Origin of the sequence: Flavobacterium calami, from assembly GCF_038290035.1 — a bacterium.
Lineage (GTDB): Bacteria > Bacteroidota > Bacteroidia > Flavobacteriales > Flavobacteriaceae > Flavobacterium > Flavobacterium calami.
Window position 1 is genome coordinate 156404 of sequence record NZ_JBBYHS010000011.1, and the last position, 17964, is coordinate 174367.

A 17964-nucleotide genomic window follows, 5' to 3' on the forward strand; every position below is an offset into this window, starting at 1 on the left:
TCTAAAATTAAACTTTTCATAACGTTTTGCTTCTTTAAAAATAGTAGATTTGCTACAAGGTGTTTTTAAAATCCTAAAAATCAGAATTTTAAAAACAAAAGCCTAATTCAAATCTTAAAACTATTTAGTTATGAAAAAAAACTACTTTTTATTGTTATTGATGTTTGTTACAGTTGGTTTTGCGCAGATACCTTCGGGTTATTACAGCACCGCAACTGGAAACGGTTATACCTTAAAAACGCAATTGTATAACATCATTAAAGATCATACTAATAACGGTTACGCAGGTCTTTATACTACCTATTTAACTTCTGACGTTGATAATTTCTATGAAAACGACGGAACAATATTAGATATGTATTCTGAAAATCCTTCAGGAACAGACCCGTACAATTATACAACCGGAACGACCCAAAGATGTGGAAACTATTCAGTTGAAGGAGATTGTTATAATAGGGAACATATCATTCCGCAATCGGTTTTTAATGAAGCATCACCAATGGTTGCGGATGCACATTTTATAACGCCAACGGATGGAAAAGTAAATGGTGTGCGTTCAAACTATCCACACGGAACAGTAAGTTCTGCAACTTATACTTCTCAAAATGGAGGAAAATTAGGATCAAGTGCTGTTTCTGGATATTCAGGAACCGTTTTTGAACCTATTAATGCTTTTAAAGGAGATATTGCCAGAATGTATTTTTATTTTGCAACCCGATACGAAAATACCGTTGCCGGATATTCTTATGCCATGTTTGACGGTTCTGGCAATAAAGTTTTTACAACCGCTTTCTTAAATGTTCTTTTAGCGTGGCATGCACAAGATCCTGTAAGCGCAAGAGAAATTGCAAGAAATAATGCGATTTATGCGCGCCAAAATAACCGAAATCCATATATCGATCATCCGGAATATGTGAATCAGATTTGGGGAGGAACTTCTTCCGGAGATACTCAGGCACCAACTGCTCCAACAAGTTTAGCTTCAACTTCAAAAACAGCAACTTCTATTTCACTTTCGTGGAATACCTCTACAGATAATGTAGCCGTTACTGGTTATGACGTTTATGCAAACAGCGTTTTAAAAACAACTGTTTCCGGAACGACAGCTACAATTACAGGTTTAACTGCTTCTACAGCGTATTCTATATATGTAAAAGCAAAAGACGCAGCGGGAAATACTTCTGCATCAGGCAATACTATTTCGGTTACAACCAACAGCAGCGGAACAGGAACGGCAACCGATCTGCTTTTCTCTGAATATATTGAAGGCTCTGGGAACAACAAAGCTTTAGAAATTGCCAACAATACCGGAAGCAGCATCAATATGTCTATTTATTCTATTAAAAAACAAACAAATGGCGCTGGTTCCTGGAGTACAGGTTTAGCTTTAAGCGGAACTTTAGCAACCGGAAGCAAATTTGTAATTGTAAACAGTTCTATTTCTTCAAGTTGTTTTTCTACAAGCGCTGCCAACATTTCGACAACGGCAACTGAACTAACTTTTAACGGAAATGATGCTGTAGGTTTATTCAAAAATGGTGTTTTAATAGATATTATCGGAACTTTCAACGGCGGAACAGCCAATTTTGCCATCGATGTTACTTTAAGAAGAAAATCGACTGTAACTTCTCCAAGTACTACTTTTAATTTGAGTTCGCAATGGGATTCATTTTCATCAGATACCTGTAATAACTTAGCAAGTAAAAAAGCACAGCCAACTGCAATTGAAGAAGAAGAAATTGTTTCAGATTCCGATAACATTATAATTTACCCAAATCCTTCTGACGGAAATTTCAATGTTGTTTTAGATAATTCTACTGCTTCCTATTCAGTAGAGATTCTTTCTATCACGGGTTTAAAAGTATTTGAAAAATCCGACTTAACAGATGCTGTAATTTCAGTAGATCATCTTTCGAAAGGGACTTATATTATAAAAATTACAAAAGATTCGAAAACCATTAATAAAAAGATCATAATCAAATAATTAGATTTTAATTTAAAAAAATATAACAAAAAATATTTTTATTAAAGTTTTCATAACTTATATGTAGATTTGGTAAACTAATTTTGAATTCATATTATCCATTTTTATTACAGTAAACAAACCAATATTTTATGAAGAAACTTTACATTCTGTTATTTACGCTTTACGCTGTTTTTTGTTCAGCCCAGGCACCTGCTAATTATTATTCTACAGCTACAGGAACGGGTTACACCCTAAAAACACAATTGTACAATATTATTAAAGATCACACAGATAACGGCTATTCAGGCTTATATGTTACTTATCAGACATCTGATATTGATAATTTTTATGAAAATGACGGATCAATACTAGATATGTATTCTGAAAATCCTAACGGAAATGATCCTTATACTTACAGTGCAGGTGCCACACAAAGATGCGGATCAGCCGGATATACAAATGAAGGAGACTGCTATAACAGAGAACATATTATTCCGCAATCTGTATTTGACGAAAAAGCACCGATGGTTTCAGATGCTCATTTTATAACTCCAACTGATGGAAAAGTAAACGGAGTGCGATCTAATTATCCGCATTCGGTTGTAGCAACACCAACTGAGACAAGTTTAAACGGAAGCAAATTAGGAGCAAGTACCACTGCAGGTTATTCCGGACTCGTTTTTGAACCAATAGATGAATTTAAAGGTGACATTGCCAGAATGTATTTTTATTTTGCAACACGCTACGAGAATACAGTTGCGGGCTATTCATATCCAATGTTTAATGGTAGTTCGAACAAAGTTTTTACTCCTGGATTTTTAAGTCAGCTTATTGCGTGGCACAATCAGGATCCGGTAAGTGCAAGAGAAATTGCTCGAAATAATGCTATTTATGCACGCCAAAATAACCGTAATCCTTATATTGATCACCCTGAATATGTTGCTGCTGTCTGGACTACTGAGGCAGATGACACGACTGTTCCAACAGCTCCTTTGAATTTAGCTGTAGCATCAAGTACCTCTAACTCTGTTAATTTAACATGGTCAGCTGCGACAGATAACGTTGCTGTTACTGGGTATGCTGTATATGTTAATTCGGTTTTTAAACAAAATGAAACTGGATTAAGTGCAACAATTACTGGACTTACACCTTCTACCTCTTATAATTTTTATGTAGTTGCCAGAGATGCTTCTAATAACACATCTCTTCCAAGTGCAACTGTAAACGGAGTTACAGCAGCTTCAACAGGAGGAGGAAATACAGGCTCTGAAATTTTCTTTTCAGAATATGTAGAAGGCAGCGGAAACAATAAAATATTGGAAATATCAAATTTTACTGGCTCAGCAATAAATTTATCAGGCTATTCAATTAAAAAACAATCAAATGGTGCCGGAGCATGGGGGCCGGGATTAGCTCTAACCGGAACAATTAATGATGGTGCTTCTTATGTAATTGCTTATAATTTAGCAGCGACAACCTGTTATAATCAAGCTAATGCTAATTTATCAAGCAATAGTACTGATCTTCAGTACAATGGAAATGATCCAATAGGATTATTTAAAAATAATGTCCTGATTGACATTATCGGAACTTTTGATGGAGGAACTCCTAATTTTGCGATAGATGAAACATTAAGAAGAAAACCGAATGTAACGGGACCAAATACTACTTTTAACAAAAGTGGAGAATGGGATGTTTATGCTAAAGATACTTGTTCAGGACTTGGAAGTCATGCCGTGACATTGTCAAATGAAGGGTTTAATACAGCTGAATTTTCAATTTATCCAAATCCGGTAACACATCAATTCACAATTAATTTTAAAGATAGTAGTGATGAATCTTTTTCAATAGCTATTTATTCTCTATTAGGGCAAAAAGTTTTTGAAAGACAAAATACAAACACTAAAACAGTTGAAGTTCAAAGTTTTTCAAAAGGCACCTATATTATTAAAATAACTAAAGACTCAAAAACACTGGCTAAAAAATTAATAATCAATTAATAAAAATCACGTGATACAGAATTAAAAAGCGACAAAATTGTCGCTTTTTTTTTTGAGTTGAATTGACTAAATTTGCACCTCAATACAACAAACTACACAAATGATCCATTTCTTTGAAAACCAAAGCAAAACTGTTTTTGCCGTACAAACGCAAAACGAAATTTCAGCTCAAGACATTTCAAAATTAAACTGGCTTTTTGCCGACGCAAACAAGATCGATAAATCCGCACTGACGGGTTTTTTTGTTGGTCCGCGCGCCACTATGATCACACCTTGGAGTACTAATGCGGTAGAAATTACCCAAAACATGGGAATTCCGGGCATTATCAGAATCGAAGAATTTCATCCTGCAACGGAAGATTTCAATGATTTTGACCCAATGCTTTTTCAAAAATTCAATGAATTAGATCAGGAAATCTTCACGATCAACATTCAGCCGGAACCAATTCTGGAAATTGATGATATTGCAACTTACAACAAAGTTGAAGGTTTAGCTTTAAGCGAAGAAGAAGTAGAATACTTAAATAATCTTTCAACAAAACTAGGAAGAAAATTAACTGACTCTGAGATTTTTGCTTTTTCACAAGCAAATTCAGAACACTGCCGTCATAAAATCTTCAACGGAACTTTTGTGATCGATGGCGAAGAAAAAGAAACTTCTCTTTTCAAATTAATCAAAAAAACATCTCAGGAAAATCCTAACGATATTGTGTCTGCTTACAAAGACAACGTTGCTTTTGTAAAAGGACCAAAAGTGCAGCAATTTGCACCAAAATCGGCAGACAAACCTGATTTTTACGAAATAAAAGAATTTGATTCGGTTATCTCATTAAAAGCCGAAACACACAATTTCCCAACAACAGTTGAGCCTTTCAACGGAGCAGCAACAGGTTCAGGAGGAGAAATCCGTGACCGTTTGGCCGGAGGTCAAGGTTCGTTGCCATTAGCTGGAACTGCCGTTTACATGACTTCATATTCTCGTTTAAACGACGACAGAAAATGGGAAAATGCTGTTGAAGAAAGAAAATGGTTGTACCAAACGCCAATGGATATTTTGATCAAAGCTTCAAACGGAGCTTCTGATTTCGGAAATAAATTTGGACAGCCGTTAATTACAGGTTCAGTTTTAACTTTCGAACATTCAGAAAACGACCGTAAAATTGGTTACGACAAAGTAATCATGCAAGCGGGAGGAATTGGATACGGAAAATTGGATCAATCAATTAAAAAGAAACCACAAGAAGGCGACAAAATTGTAATTCTTGGTGGAGAAAATTATAGAATCGGAATGGGTGGTGCTGCGGTTTCTTCTGCAGATACTGGAGCTTTCGGTTCAGGAATCGAATTAAATGCAATTCAGCGTTCAAACCCTGAAATGCAAAAACGTGCAGCAAACGCGATTCGTGGTTTGGTAGAAAGCGACAATAACCCAATTGTTTCTATTCACGATCACGGTGCGGGCGGACACTTAAACTGCCTTTCTGAATTAGTTGAAGAGACTGGAGGTTTAATCGATTTGGATAAATTACCGGTTGGAGACCCAACACTTTCTGCAAAAGAAATCATTGGTAACGAATCTCAGGAAAGAATGGGATTGGTTATTGGGCAAAAAGATATTGATACTTTACAAAGAATCGCTGACAGAGAGCGTTCGCCAATGTATCAGGTTGGAGATGTAACGGGAGATCACCGTTTTACTTTCGAATCAAAAACTAATGGTTCTAAACCGATGGATTATGCTTTAGAAGATTTCTTCGGAAGTTCTCCAAAAACGGTTATGACAGATAAAACGATCGATAGAAAATATGCCGATGTTGGGTACAACGCAGGAGATTTTGAATCATACTTAAAAGATGTTTTGCGTTTAGAGGCTGTTGCTTCAAAAGACTGGTTAACTAACAAAGTAGACCGTTGCGTTGGAGGAAAAGTGGCTAAACAACAAAATGCAGGTCCGTTACAATTACCTTTAAATAATGTTGGGGTTATGGCTCTGGATTATTTAGGAAAAGAAGGTATTGCAACTTCTATTGGGCACGCTCCTATTGCTGCTTTGATTGATCCTGTTGCAGGGTCTCGAAATGCTATTGCAGAATCGTTATCAAACATTGTTTGGGCGCCAATTAAAGATGGTTTAAAAGGAATTTCATTATCTGCAAACTGGATGTGGGCTTGTAAAAACGAAGGTGAAGACGCTCGTTTGTACGCTGCAGTTGAAGGTTGTTCAGAATTTGCAATCGAATTGGGAATCAATATTCCGACAGGAAAAGATTCACTTTCAATGAAACAAAAATATCCAAATGACGAAGTAATTGCACCAGGAACAGTTATTATTTCAGCTGCTGGAAACTGTACAGATATTAGAAAAGTGGTGGAACCAGTTTTACAGAAAAATGGAGATTCTATTTATTATATCAATTTGTCTCAGGATGATTTCAAACTTGGAGGTTCATCTTTTGCACAAATCAGAAATACAATCGGAAACGAAACTTCTACAATTAAAGATTCGGCTTTCTTCAAAAATGCATTTAATACCATTCAGGATTTAATCGGTGAAAGCCAAATTTTGGCAGGTCACGATATCGGAAGCGGTGGTTTAATCACTACTTTATTAGAAATGTGTTTTGCTGATGTAAATCTTGGAGCTAAAATTGATTTCAGCCCTTTCGCGGAAAAAGACTTATTGAAAATCCTTTTCGCTGAAAACATCGGAATCGTATTCCAGGCTAAATCTGATGCAGCTGTTGAAGCTAAATTAAATGCCAATAATATCGAATTCTTCAAATTAGGAAAAGCGACAACTACTGAGACTTTAGACCTTGGACTTTGGACTTTGGACATAAAAGCTTACAGAGATGTTTGGTTCGAAACGTCTTATTTATTAGATCAAAAACAATCTAAAAACGGAAGAGCTCAGGCACGTTTTGAAAACTATAAAAACCAGGTTTTAAATTATACTTTCCCTGCACACTTTACAGGAAAGAAACCAGAAATTGATAATTCTAAACCAAGACCAAAAGCGGCTATTATTCGTGAAAAAGGAAGTAATTCTGAGCGTGAAATGGCAAATGCTATGTACTTAGCAGGTTTTGACGTAAAAGACGTTCACATGACGGATTTAATTTCGGGCCGTGAAACGCTTGAAGATATTCAGTTTATTGGAGCTGTTGGAGGATTCTCTAATTCAGATGTTTTAGGTTCTGCTAAAGGATGGGCTGGAGCTTTCTTATACAATGAAAAAGCAAAAACAGCTTTAGATAATTTCTTTAAAAGAGAAGATACTTTATCTGTTGGAATCTGTAACGGATGCCAATTGTTTATGGAATTGGAGGTTATTAATCCAGAGCATGAAGTTCACGGAAAAATGCACCATAACGAAAGCCAGAAACACGAAAGTATCTTTACTTCTGTAAAAGTTCAAGAAAACAATTCGGTTATGTTATCGACTTTGGCTGGAAGCACTTTAGGAGTTTGGGTTTCTCACGGAGAAGGTAAATTCAAATTGCCTTATTCAGAAGATCAATACAATATTGTTTCTAAATATGCTTACGAAGGATATCCAGCAAACCCAAATGGCTCTGATTATAACACAGCAATGATGTGTGATAAAACAGGAAGACATTTGGTTATGATGCCTCATATTGAGCGTTCGACTTTCCAATGGAACTGGGCGCATTATCCAAAAGACAGAAATGACGAGGTTTCTCCTTGGCACGAAGCTTTTGTTAATGCCAGAAAATGGATTGAGAAAAACTAAAAGTTATATATTTCTAAATTAAAACGGGCAGTCTAATTTTTTTAGATTGCCCGTTTTTTTTTTACTGCAAACTTGGCTTGCGCAACAGTTTTCCGTTTTCGTTTTCCTTAAATTTAGAGACAAAAACAATCTCTTTTGGTTTTTCGTATTTATCAAGAACATCAAAAAAATCAGTTGGAAAATCCTGTTTTTCTCCTTCGATAACCAAAATTAATTTTTCTCCCAAAACAGAATCCGGGATTCCGGTAACAAAGAATCGGGAGCTAATTTTATCAATCAGTTTTGCTTCAATTTGTTCGGGAATTAATTTTAAACCTCCACTGTTAATCACATTGTCAATCCTTCCTAAAAAAATAAATTGATTTTCTTTTATAAGTTCAACCAGGTCATTTGTAATAATAGGTTCTTCAGAAATAGCGGGAACTGTAATTGCTAAGCAGCCTCTGCTGTCCTGGGCAATTTTTACATTTGGCAGAACGCTAAAAGCTTTTTCGCTTACTTTTTTAGCGGCAATATGGGTAATAGTTTCAGTCATTCCGTAGGTCTCGTAGATTTCAGTTTTTAATGATAAAACTTTTTCTTCTAATACCGTATCCATTTTTGCTCCGCCAACAATTAATTTTTTGACATTTTTTAATGCTTCAATCGAATTTTGAACCTGTAGCGGAACCATTGCTACAAAATCATATAATTTATCATTTAGCGCTAACGGTGTTGTGCTCGGTTCTGTAACATCTAACTCCAAACCCAGAATAAAACTTCTTACGAGCATCATTTTACCGGCGATAAATTTTACCGGCAGGCAAAGTAGAGCCTTGTCTCCGGGTTTTAAATCAAAAAAATCCCCAGTTGCCAAAGCCGACTGTATCATGGCTTGTTTTTGTAGTCTAACCAATTTAGGAAGTCCGGTAGTTCCGGATGTTTGCATTTCGATATATTCTTTTTCATCGAACCAGTCTAATAAAAATTCGCCAATTGACTGTTCGTTAGCATCGCCTTCTTTGACATAGCTGTATGCAACAGAACGTAAATCGTTTCCATTTAAGTGATAACCATTTATTTTAAAATAATTATGAACGTTTTTATGAGTCAGGTTTAGCATAGTGTATTAATTTAAATTTAAAAATTCGGTCACTTCATCGTCTGTTTCTTTGATGTTTCCGGTTAATTTTTCTTTCCAGTTTGTCCAGTTGTATTTTTTAGAGAAAATAAAAAGCAAAATAGGGTAGATGACAATCACAGGTAATATAACATCAAAACCTGCAGAAGGTTCAGATTTATCAATAAAAAGTGAATAAGTCTGAAAAACGGTCCAGTCTGAGGTTACCAGTAAAGCACCAATGAGGTTGTTGGCAGCATGAAAACCAAGTGCGAGTTCCATACCTTCATCCATTAAAGTAATAATCCCTAAAAAGAAGCCTGTGCCAATGTAATAAATCATGATAATATTGCCCATCTTGCCTACTTCGGGGTTGAACCAATGCAGTGAGCCAAATATGAGAGATGTCATGAGCAAAGGAAACCATTTGTTTTTGGCTAAGTTGGCAAATCCCTGCATCAGATAGCCTCTGAAAACATATTCTTCGGTACTGGTTTGAATCGGAATCATGAGGGTTCCGATAACCACTAGTATTAGAAAAGGAATTGGTTTAAAATTTAAAATAAAGTTTTCAGGAGATTGTAAATAGACAATTAAAAAACTCAATACGGAAAACCCTGTCCATAAAAAAAAGGAAAACAAAACCCGTTTGATGTCTGCTTTTTTTCGTGAAGTTGTAACAGATAAGATGCTTTGATGGTGCATGTGTCTGACAACGTAATAAACTCCTGCTAAAGCAAAGGCAAACGAAGTCATAACCAAAAATAAAGTCAGGTTTGAATCAAACATTTTCATCAGCATTTTGTCGTTTTCCGGATGTGGTTTTTTGTTGATCAGGGTTTCATATTGTACCGCCAGATACAAAGGGAACTGACCAAAAACCGATGCAGAGATTATGACTACTGAGCCTAAAAGATATTTCCAGAATTTATTTTCAGGTTTAATTCCTTGCTCTAAAAACATGTTATTTTAAATTTAAAATGGAGTTCTAATTAATAAGTAAATCTTATTTTTGGGGATTGCTAAAATACCCTTTTTTAGCCCAATTATTTTACAACATCTTAAAAAAATAAAATGAAATGATACAAGTTTACCATAATCCACGTTGCGGAAAATCGAGAAGTTGTCTGGCTTTTTTGGACGAGGCCAATCAGGAGTATGAAACTATTCCATATCTTACTGAAACACCAACTTTTGAAGAACTGAAAAGTTTAATCGAAAAATTAAACCTGAAACCAATTGAACTGGTTAGGATTAAAGAAAAAATCTGGACTGAAGAATATAAAGGCAAAACCCTGACAGATTCACAAGTCATTCAGGCTATGGCAGATAACCCGATTTTGATTGAAAGACCGATTGTAATAAAAGACGGTAAAGCTATAATTGGCCGTGATCTGGATAAAGTAGCTTCTTTTTTAGAAGGACAATAAAATGATGGATTAACATTTTTTTGTGATTTCTTCTTTTAAACCAAAGGCTATATTTGCGGTCTAAAAGGAAAAGAAATACCAGAAAAATAATGAAGAAAATCAAATTTGCAATACTAGCCCTATTGCTGCTTTCAGGATTATGTAATTATGCGCAATATCCGCCCTCGGGACAAAACAAAGTAAAAGTTACGGGGAAAGTTTTAGAAAAAGTGACAAAACAACCACTGGAATACGCTACAATCTCGATTACACCCGTTAATCAGACTAAAGTAATTGCAGGAGGAATTACAAATCCGAAAGGGGAATTTGATTTAGCAGTTCCACCCGGGACTTATGATATCAAAGTTGAATTCATTTCGTTTAAAGCTACTGAAATCAAAGGAAAAAATATTTCTGAAGATACTAATTTAGGAGTCGTAAACCTGTCTGAAGATGCTGCACAACTAAATGAGGTTGTAGTTCGTGCCGAAAAATCATCTGTTGAAATAAAACTCGACAAAAAGGTTTATAATGTTGGTCAGGACATGATGGTAAAAGGAGGGACGGTTAGTGATGTTCTGGATAACGTTCCGTCAGTTTCGGTGGATACAGAAGGAAATGTAAGCTTAAGAGGAAGTGATAATATCCGAATCTTAATTGACGGAAGACCTTCAAACGCAATCAACATTGCAGAGGCTTTGCGCCAGCTACCGGCAGATGCAATTGATAAAGTAGAAGTTATTACTAATCCATCGGCACGTTACGATGCAGAAGGTGGTTCGGGATTGATTAATATTATTCTTAAAAAAGGTAAAAATCAGGGTTTCAACGGAACTTTTATTGCCTCAACAGGTATTCCTGAAACGTACGGTTTAAGTGCCAACCTGAATTATAAAACAGAGAAATTTAATTATTTTACGACTGCAGGTTATAACTACAGAACCAACGAAGGTGAAGGGAAAACCAATTCAGAATACTTTAATCCTGATGGTTCTACAAAACGATATTTAGATGAAACCCGTGATACCAAAAGAACCAGAGACGGTTTTAATGGAAGAGCAGGAATTGAATGGTCAATCACTCCAACTACTTTCTGGACAAATGCCATTAATTACCAAAAAAATACCGGTGAAGACAGAGATCTGATCAATTATTATAATTTTGATGCTAATCGTATATCCACAGGAAACACATTCAGATTAAACAACGGTGATACAGGAAGTGAAAATGTAGAATATACATCCAACCTTATTAAAAACTTCAATGATAAAGGGCATAAGCTTACTGCCGATTTATCGATTTCAAGAAATACAGATGATAGCAATAGTGCTATTACAGGTTCAGAAAATTATAATAGTACATTAAACGATCAGGTTCAGAAACAGATTCAGTTACAAGCAGATTATGTTCTTCCTTTAGGCGAAGGAAGTCAGTTTGAAGCAGGATATAAAGGAAGTTTTGGAGATTTAAATAACGAATATTATGTACTTGATCCAGCAGGAACCCCTCTTACAAATTTATCCAATACTTTAGAATATAAAGAAAACATAAATGCGCTTTATACTTCTTATGGTTTTAAGGTTAATAAGTTCTCTTATTTATTTGGATTGCGTTGGGAGGACACCAATATTGAGGTTAATTTGTTGGAGGATCCTAAGAGTTTCAATACTAAAAATTACAACAACTTGTTTCCAAGTGCTTTTATTAGTTATGAAATTTCAGACCAAAGCAATTTTACGGCAAGTTACAGTAAGCGTTTGTCAAGGCCAAGAGGACGTTTTATGAACCCTGCGGTAAACTACGCCAGTAATATCAATATTTTTCAGGGAAATCCTGATTTAGATCCTTCACTTACTGATAAATATGATGTTGGTTATCTTAAGCGCTGGGATAAAGTAACTTTTAGTACATCAGCTTATTTTGAAGATACAAAAGACGTTTTTAGTTTTGTACGAATGCCAACTGGTGAAGAAATAGACGGAATTCCGGTTATCAAAAGCAGTCCTATTAATTTAGGTCAGGAACAAAAATTCGGTTTCGAATTTACCTTCAATTATACCCCATTCAAATGGTGGAAGCTAAATAGTAATTTTAATTTTTATAACGTAAAAACTACCGGAGAAAATAGTTATGAGGATAATACCGGTAAGTTGGTTGTACAAAATTTAGACAATCAGGCAAATACATGGTTTGCCAGAATTAGTTCAAAAGTTACCCTGCCATACAAAATTGACTGGCAGCTAAACGGTACTTACAATGGTCAGCAAAAAACGGCTCAGGGTAAAAATTTAGATCAGTTTGGTTTAAACACGTCTTTCAGTAAAGATGTTTTAAAAGATAAGGCTACAATTGCCTTTAATGTCAGCGATATTTTTAATTCGAGAGTTATGAGGTCTTATACGAATCTTTATGATGATAACATAAGTCCTCCTGTACCAACACAAACCTCTTACAATGAATTCCAATTTCGTAAACGTCAGATCAACTTGTCATTTACGTATCGTTTCAATAAACCAAAAGGGGAAAGAGATAAAAACGCAGCACCAAGAAATGAAGGTGAAGGCGGTGGAGATTTCCCTGGATAAAATAGGTTAATTTTCAAAACTATAAATTCCAAATTCCAAATGTAAAAGTTGGGATTTGGAAATTTTTTATTGGAATTTCTTTTTTAGGTATAAAAAAAGGACTCGTTTTCACGGGTCCTTTTTTATGAAATCAATTAAAGTTTAACTGATTGTTCTTCTTGTCTTTTTTTGGCTCTTTTTTCTTTGAACATTTCCCAGCTAGCTCCCGTAACCCAATAAGATACGAAACCAACCAAGAAAAACATTAACCAAAACCCTATAGTTAGTATGGTTAAGAAAAGTAAAAAACCTAAGTACTGTGAAAATTCAAACATGTTTTCCGGAATTTTTGAATGTTACGGCAAATGTAAGTTATATATCCTTTGTTAGCAATAAAAACCAAATCAATTTTCTTAAAAGGGCAATAATCCTTATATTTATACTCATTTTAAATAAGGATTTTTCCCGAATATTATTCAATTGCTTAAATTACAAGAATATGAGTGTTTTAAGGAGCTGAAACCTGCTGTCCACTATATCTTTTGCGGCGAACCCCGCCACAAAAAGATGTCGTTTCCATCAGGGCTAGGGCCTCTGTTTTCAAAAGAACCTCATTTTCAATTAACATTTCACATTTTACATTTTACATTTTATAAATAACATTTTACAAACAACATAATGAAATACAGAATAGAAAAAGACACCATGGGCGAAGTTCAGGTTCCTGCAGATAAATATTGGGGTGCACAAACAGAGCGTTCAAGAAATAATTTTAAAATCGGAGATTCTGGCTCAATGCCAAAAGAAATCATAGAAGGTTTCGCTTATCTTAAAAAAGCAGCCGCTTATGCTAATCACGATTTAGGCGTGTTGCCAATAGAAAAACGCGATGCGATTGCTGCTGTCTGTGACGAAATTCTGGAAGGAAAATTAGATGACCAATTTCCATTAGTTATCTGGCAGACCGGTTCAGGTACACAAAGCAATATGAATGTTAATGAAGTAATTGCCAATCGTGCTCAGGTTCTCAAAGGTTTTGAAATTGGCGAAGGTGAACAATTCATCAAAGCCAATGATGATGTTAATAAATCACAATCATCGAACGATACTTTTCCAACCGGAATGCATATCGCAGCTTACAAAATGGTGGTTGAAACTACAATTCCGGGAGTCGAAAAACTACACGCAACTTTAGTTAAAAAAGCAACCGAATTCAAAGATGTTGTAAAAATTGGCCGCACACACCTTATGGACGCAACGCCATTGACACTAGGACAGGAAATTTCAGGCTACGCAGCTCAGTTGGCTTATGGTTTAAAAGCGCTTAAAAATACCTTGGCACATCTTTCAGAAATTGCTTTAGGCGGAACCGCCGTTGGCACCGGACTCAACACTCCAAAAGGCTACGATGTAAAAGTAGCCGATTACATTGCTCAATTCACAGGGCATCCATTTGTAACCGCTGAAAATAAGTTTGAAGCTTTGGCAGCGCACGACGCCATTGTAGAAACGCACGGAGCATTAAAACAATTGGCAGTTTCTTTAAACAAAATCGCCAATGATGTCAGAATGCTGGCTTCGGGACCACGCTCAGGAATTGGCGAAATTCATATTCCGGAAAACGAACCGGGTTCATCCATCATGCCGGGAAAAGTAAATCCGACCCAGTGCGAAGCCTTAACAATGGTTTGCGCTCAGGTAATCGGAAACGATGTAGCAATCGGAGTAGGAGGAATGCAGGGACATTATGAATTAAATGTCTTCAAACCTGTCATGGCAGCCAACTTTTTACAGTCAGCCAGATTATTGGGTGATGCCTGTGTTTCGTTCGACGAACATTGCGCTCAGGGAATTGAACCAAATTACAAACGTATCAAAGAACTGGTTGACAATTCATTGATGCTGGTAACGGCTTTAAATACAAAAATCGGTTATTACAAAGCCGCAGAAATAGCTCAAACCGCTCATAAAAACGGAACAACATTAAAAGAAGAAGCTGTACGTTTGGGATATGTAAGCCCGGAAGATTTTGATGCCTGGGTTAAGCCTGAGGATATGGTTTAGCTTCTTTAAAAGTTTGGGTTTTATTTAGTGTTCTTAAATCTTTAGTAAAAACAAAAAACATAAAAGTTAATTTTATAACTTTAGTATGTTGATTTTTAAACATTTGTATTAACTAAAAATATTAATTATGAATAAAAAGATCATTACTGTCATTATGTTTTTTGTGTTTTTTTTAGGAGCGGGTATTTATGAGGCTCAGGCTCAAAACCCACCTGCTCATGCTAAAGCACACGGAGTAAAAAAGAAATACAGATACTATCCGGAATCAAATGTGTATTTTGATATTGCAGCCAGAAGATACACCTATTTTACCGCAGGCAGATGGACTACTGTTGTCAGTTTGCCAGGCAGCATCAGGTTGATAGGAAGTTATAATGATTTTGATTTCGATGGAGATAATCCATGGAAGGACAATTCAAAACACAAAGAGAAATATAAACCTGCAAAGTCTTCTAAAAAGAATAAAAAATAATTTTTAGCGTATTGAACTTTTAAGTAATTAAAATGACCGGTATTGAAATCGTACCGGTCATTTTTTTATTTGCTGGATTTAGAAGAAATGGCTTGTTGAATGATAATTATTTGCTGTAAATGTCCAGTAGCCAGTCATAAAAACTGTCTTTCCATTTTGAAACCGAATGACCTTTGTCATAAGCCAGTCCAAAACCGTGATCGCCTTTGGAATAGATATGCAATTCTGAATTTTTTACTTCGGCAGCAATCGCAGCCAGACCCGGGATGATTTCTTTGACAGGCATTTTTTTGTCGTCACGGGCAATCGCCATAAAAATAGGAGGTAGGGCCTGAACATTGTCAATTCTTTTAAAGTTGCTTAACGTATTACCATGGTAAATCAAAGCAGCAAAAGCCGGTTTCCAGTCTACGGCTTCTTTTGTTTCGGTAGATTTGATAACAATACGTTCGCTTAGCCAGCCTCCGGCCGAAAAACCTAAAATCCCGATTTTATCTTTGTCTGTTTTCAGGCTTTCTGCCAATTCTTTCATTTTTAAAATACCGGTTCTTGCATCCTGATACACGGCTCCTTTATAATCATCCATCGGAATAATCATTTCGCCCTTTTCATCTTTTCTGTTGGTTCTGTATTTTACAACCATACAGTTGATTCCTTGTCGTGAAAGCCAGATGGCCAGATCAGTTCCTTCTTTATCAACCCAGTTTGTAGTTAAGCCTCCACCTGGAAAAATCACTACTCCAATATGTTTGTTGTTTGCCTCTGAAGCTGGAAATAATTGATAGGTCGGAATTGAAATATTACTGATTACCCTGTTTTTATGAGACAGTGACAACGGATTAATGACCGAGTCAACTACCTTTTCAGGATTGGGATGTGTTACCGGATTTTTTTCAATTCCGTTTGGATACAAAGGCATTTCCGGATTGGTTTGAGCGAGTAAATGAGCACAATTTAAAAATAATGAAATCGAAAATGTAATTATGAGTTTTTTCATGTGTTTTGTTAATAGTACACCCGTTGGGTGAAATTGATTTTAAAAAATGATTTGATTATAAAAAGTATAAAATCGGGAGTAAATCATCATTTATAGCTTAAGGAATTGATGTCATCCTGAGTCCATTCGACTTCGCTCAGCCTGACACTTATTTTTAATTTCACCCAACGGGTTAAAAATAGTTACAAATTAACAATCGACACAAATAAATTAATTAATTCCCATCAACATAATCCTGTAAATAACTAAATCGGTCTGTCAGTTTACCATTTTGGGTGATTTTGGCCCGTTCCAGAATTCCGTCTTTGTCATTATTGAAGAAAGCCGGAATAACATGTTCCATAAACTGCTCTCCAAAACCTTCGCTAGCATCTTTCGGAATTTCGCATGGCAAATTATCCACTGCCATAACTACAATTGCGGCCGGATGAAAAACATCAACTTCTTTATTTTCTGAAGGAAGATAACCATACAGGGGTTCTGCAATAGTAGACGAACGGATTGTACTTGCAATTGGACCATCTACATCGCAAGAAATATCGGCAACAACTCTTATTTTGCAATCTTTTGCATTTAGCATTTCCTGAGTAAGAATCATAGGTGCGTTATTTGCATGAAAATGTCCTGCAATATAAATGTCGCTTACTTTAGTGAATTTTTCAAAATCAGAAACATAAGCTTCGGGATGTTGGATGAAATCTGTAAAATCAAGATCCTGGCCGTCGGTTCTTTTATTGTATTCTAATGCATCCAGCTGCACATAAACAGATTGTGTATAGTTTTTAGTCAGGTAATTATCAATCGTGATTTCTTTTACTTTAATCGCTTTTAAAATTTCCTGGGCACCACTGCCTACTTTTCCGGTTCCGGTAATAACAAATTTTAAAGGCGGTAAAGTGATTCTCTTCAGATGCATGATTAAGGCATCTTTCCCTGAAAGCGTTTCTGCTTTTGGAAGTTTGAATAATTCGAATTTTATTCCGAATGCACGGATTCCATTGTAAACACCAACCATTCCGGCGTATTTTCCAAAACCGATTAATCGACGATTATGCGCATCAACAATGGTTTCATGATCGTATAAAGTGATGTTTTTTTCTAAGACAGCCTGTAAAAGTTTCCTGTTGTGAGGCTGTTTTTTTATGGTGTGCGAAAAAAAGAAATAAGACTTATTCGGAATTAAATCATCAACCGGAACTTCTTTTACACCAAACAATACATCGCAATCTGAAACATCATCAGCGACCGTAATTCCCATACTTTTATATTGTAAATCTGAAAAAACTCTAATATCTGAACTTTCTACGACAACAGATAGTTTTGGATATTGTTGTTTGAGCTTTGCTAGTGCATCTGGAGCAAATACAACACGTCTGTCAGGCGGGTTTTTTCTTTCTTTTAGGATTCCGAATTTCATTTATTAGATTTTAGATATTTAATAATATAACTTTTTATGTTTATTTTGTTTTAAATATAACAAATATAGTTAAATTTTTGTTGCGTTTTTCTTGTTTTTAATCGTTATGAATCCTTAAAGTCTGATGGACAATAAGGTAGCGAAAAAAGATGTTAATTATGTGTTAAGTTTAAGGATTTTCTTCGGGTAAAATCTTTAGACATAAATATTGAATTCTATATA

12 protein-coding genes are annotated in these 17964 nt (G+C 35.5%); 7 read left to right on the forward strand and 5 right to left on the reverse strand.

Features of this window, described 5'->3' with window-relative positions; translation table 11 throughout:
* The first annotated feature begins 130 nt into the window (after positions 1-130).
* From AAEO57_RS11940 to purL, 3 genes are all read left to right on the forward strand, one after another.
* Positions 131-1984, forward strand: a complete 1854-nt coding sequence (locus AAEO57_RS11940) for an endonuclease (protein WP_341692866.1) — start codon at positions 131-133, stop codon at positions 1982-1984.
* Between the two features lie 131 nt (positions 1985-2115).
* A complete protein-coding gene (locus AAEO57_RS11945) occupies positions 2116-3966 on the forward strand; it encodes an endonuclease (protein ID WP_341692869.1) in 1851 nt (616 codons plus the stop codon).
* A 100-nt stretch (positions 3967-4066) separates the two neighbouring features.
* Positions 4067-7720: a phosphoribosylformylglycinamidine synthase gene (purL, locus tag AAEO57_RS11950; RefSeq protein ID WP_341692870.1), complete on the forward strand. Its 3654-nt coding sequence runs from the start codon at positions 4067-4069 to the stop codon at positions 7718-7720.
* Between the two features lie 61 nt (positions 7721-7781).
* Here the strand turns inward: purL and AAEO57_RS11955 are convergent, their stop codons facing one another.
* Together AAEO57_RS11955 and AAEO57_RS11960 are read right to left on the reverse strand one after the other, a co-directional pair.
* A complete protein-coding gene (locus tag AAEO57_RS11955; RefSeq protein ID WP_341692871.1) occupies positions 7782-8822 on the reverse strand; it encodes an AMP-binding protein in 1041 nt (346 codons plus the stop codon).
* A gap of 6 nt (positions 8823-8828) precedes the next feature.
* The gene (locus AAEO57_RS11960) at positions 8829-9782 is read right to left on the reverse strand and encodes a CPBP family intramembrane glutamic endopeptidase (protein ID WP_341692872.1); all 954 of its coding nucleotides are present in this window, start codon (positions 9780-9782) and stop codon (positions 8829-8831) included.
* Positions 9783-9898: 116 nt separating this feature from the next.
* On the opposite strand from AAEO57_RS11960, the gene AAEO57_RS11965 reads away from it, so the two are divergent.
* Positions 9899-10249: an arsenate reductase family protein gene (locus AAEO57_RS11965; RefSeq protein WP_341692873.1), complete on the forward strand. Its 351-nt coding sequence runs from the start codon at positions 9899-9901 to the stop codon at positions 10247-10249.
* 89 nt (positions 10250-10338) lie between these two features.
* Entirely contained in the window at positions 10339-12813 is a 2475-nt protein-coding gene (locus AAEO57_RS11970) for a TonB-dependent receptor (protein ID WP_341692874.1), read from the forward strand.
* Positions 12814-12947: 134 nt separating this feature from the next.
* Here the strand turns inward: AAEO57_RS11970 and AAEO57_RS11975 are convergent, their stop codons facing one another.
* Positions 12948-13127: a hypothetical protein gene (locus AAEO57_RS11975; protein WP_078226371.1), complete on the reverse strand. Its 180-nt coding sequence runs from the start codon at positions 13125-13127 to the stop codon at positions 12948-12950.
* Positions 13128-13470: 343 nt separating this feature from the next.
* Here AAEO57_RS11975 and fumC point away from each other — a divergent pair, with 343 nt between their 5' ends.
* Together fumC and AAEO57_RS11985 are read left to right on the forward strand one after the other, a co-directional pair.
* Positions 13471-14856, forward strand: coding sequence for a class II fumarate hydratase (gene fumC / locus AAEO57_RS11980; protein ID WP_341692875.1), 1386 nt, complete (start codon positions 13471-13473; stop codon positions 14854-14856).
* 127 nt (positions 14857-14983) lie between these two features.
* On the forward strand, positions 14984-15328 hold the full coding sequence (locus AAEO57_RS11985) for a hypothetical protein (RefSeq protein WP_341692876.1): 345 nt from the start codon (positions 14984-14986) through the stop codon (positions 15326-15328).
* 106 nt (positions 15329-15434) lie between these two features.
* On the opposite strand, the gene AAEO57_RS11990 is transcribed toward AAEO57_RS11985, so the two are convergent.
* Positions 15435-16325 carry an alpha/beta hydrolase gene (locus AAEO57_RS11990; protein WP_341692877.1) on the reverse strand — a complete coding sequence of 297 codons (891 nt, stop codon included), beginning with the start codon at positions 16323-16325 and terminating at the stop codon, positions 15435-15437.
* A 214-nt stretch (positions 16326-16539) separates the two neighbouring features.
* The gene (locus tag AAEO57_RS11995) at positions 16540-17742 is read right to left on the reverse strand and encodes an NAD(P)-dependent oxidoreductase (RefSeq protein WP_341692878.1); all 1203 of its coding nucleotides are present in this window, start codon (positions 17740-17742) and stop codon (positions 16540-16542) included.
* Positions 17743-17964 lie beyond the last annotated feature (222 nt).

Excerpts from the sequence above, each read along its gene's own strand:
- AAEO57_RS11960 (WP_341692872.1), bottom strand. The coding sequence starts at position 9,782 with ATGTTTTTAGAGCAAGGAATTAAACCTGAAAATAAATTCTGGAAATAT.
- AAEO57_RS11940 (WP_341692866.1), top strand. The coding sequence starts at position 131 with ATGAAAAAAAACTACTTTTTATTGTTATTGATGTTTGTTACAGTTGGT.
- AAEO57_RS11970 (WP_341692874.1), top strand. The coding sequence starts at position 10,339 with ATGAAGAAAATCAAATTTGCAATACTAGCCCTATTGCTGCTTTCAGGA.
- AAEO57_RS11985 (WP_341692876.1), top strand. The coding sequence starts at position 14,984 with ATGAATAAAAAGATCATTACTGTCATTATGTTTTTTGTGTTTTTTTTA.
- AAEO57_RS11975 (WP_078226371.1), bottom strand. The coding sequence starts at position 13,127 with ATGTTTGAATTTTCACAGTACTTAGGTTTTTTACTTTTCTTAACCATA.
- AAEO57_RS11955 (WP_341692871.1), bottom strand. The coding sequence starts at position 8,822 with ATGCTAAACCTGACTCATAAAAACGTTCATAATTATTTTAAAATAAAT.
- AAEO57_RS11990 (WP_341692877.1), bottom strand. The coding sequence starts at position 16,325 with ATGAAAAAACTCATAATTACATTTTCGATTTCATTATTTTTAAATTGT.
- purL (WP_341692870.1), top strand. The coding sequence starts at position 4,067 with ATGATCCATTTCTTTGAAAACCAAAGCAAAACTGTTTTTGCCGTACAA.
- fumC (WP_341692875.1), top strand. The coding sequence starts at position 13,471 with ATGAAATACAGAATAGAAAAAGACACCATGGGCGAAGTTCAGGTTCCT.
- AAEO57_RS11945 (WP_341692869.1), top strand. The coding sequence starts at position 2,116 with ATGAAGAAACTTTACATTCTGTTATTTACGCTTTACGCTGTTTTTTGT.
- AAEO57_RS11995 (WP_341692878.1), bottom strand. The coding sequence starts at position 17,742 with ATGAAATTCGGAATCCTAAAAGAAAGAAAAAACCCGCCTGACAGACGT.
- AAEO57_RS11965 (WP_341692873.1), top strand. The coding sequence starts at position 9,899 with ATGATACAAGTTTACCATAATCCACGTTGCGGAAAATCGAGAAGTTGT.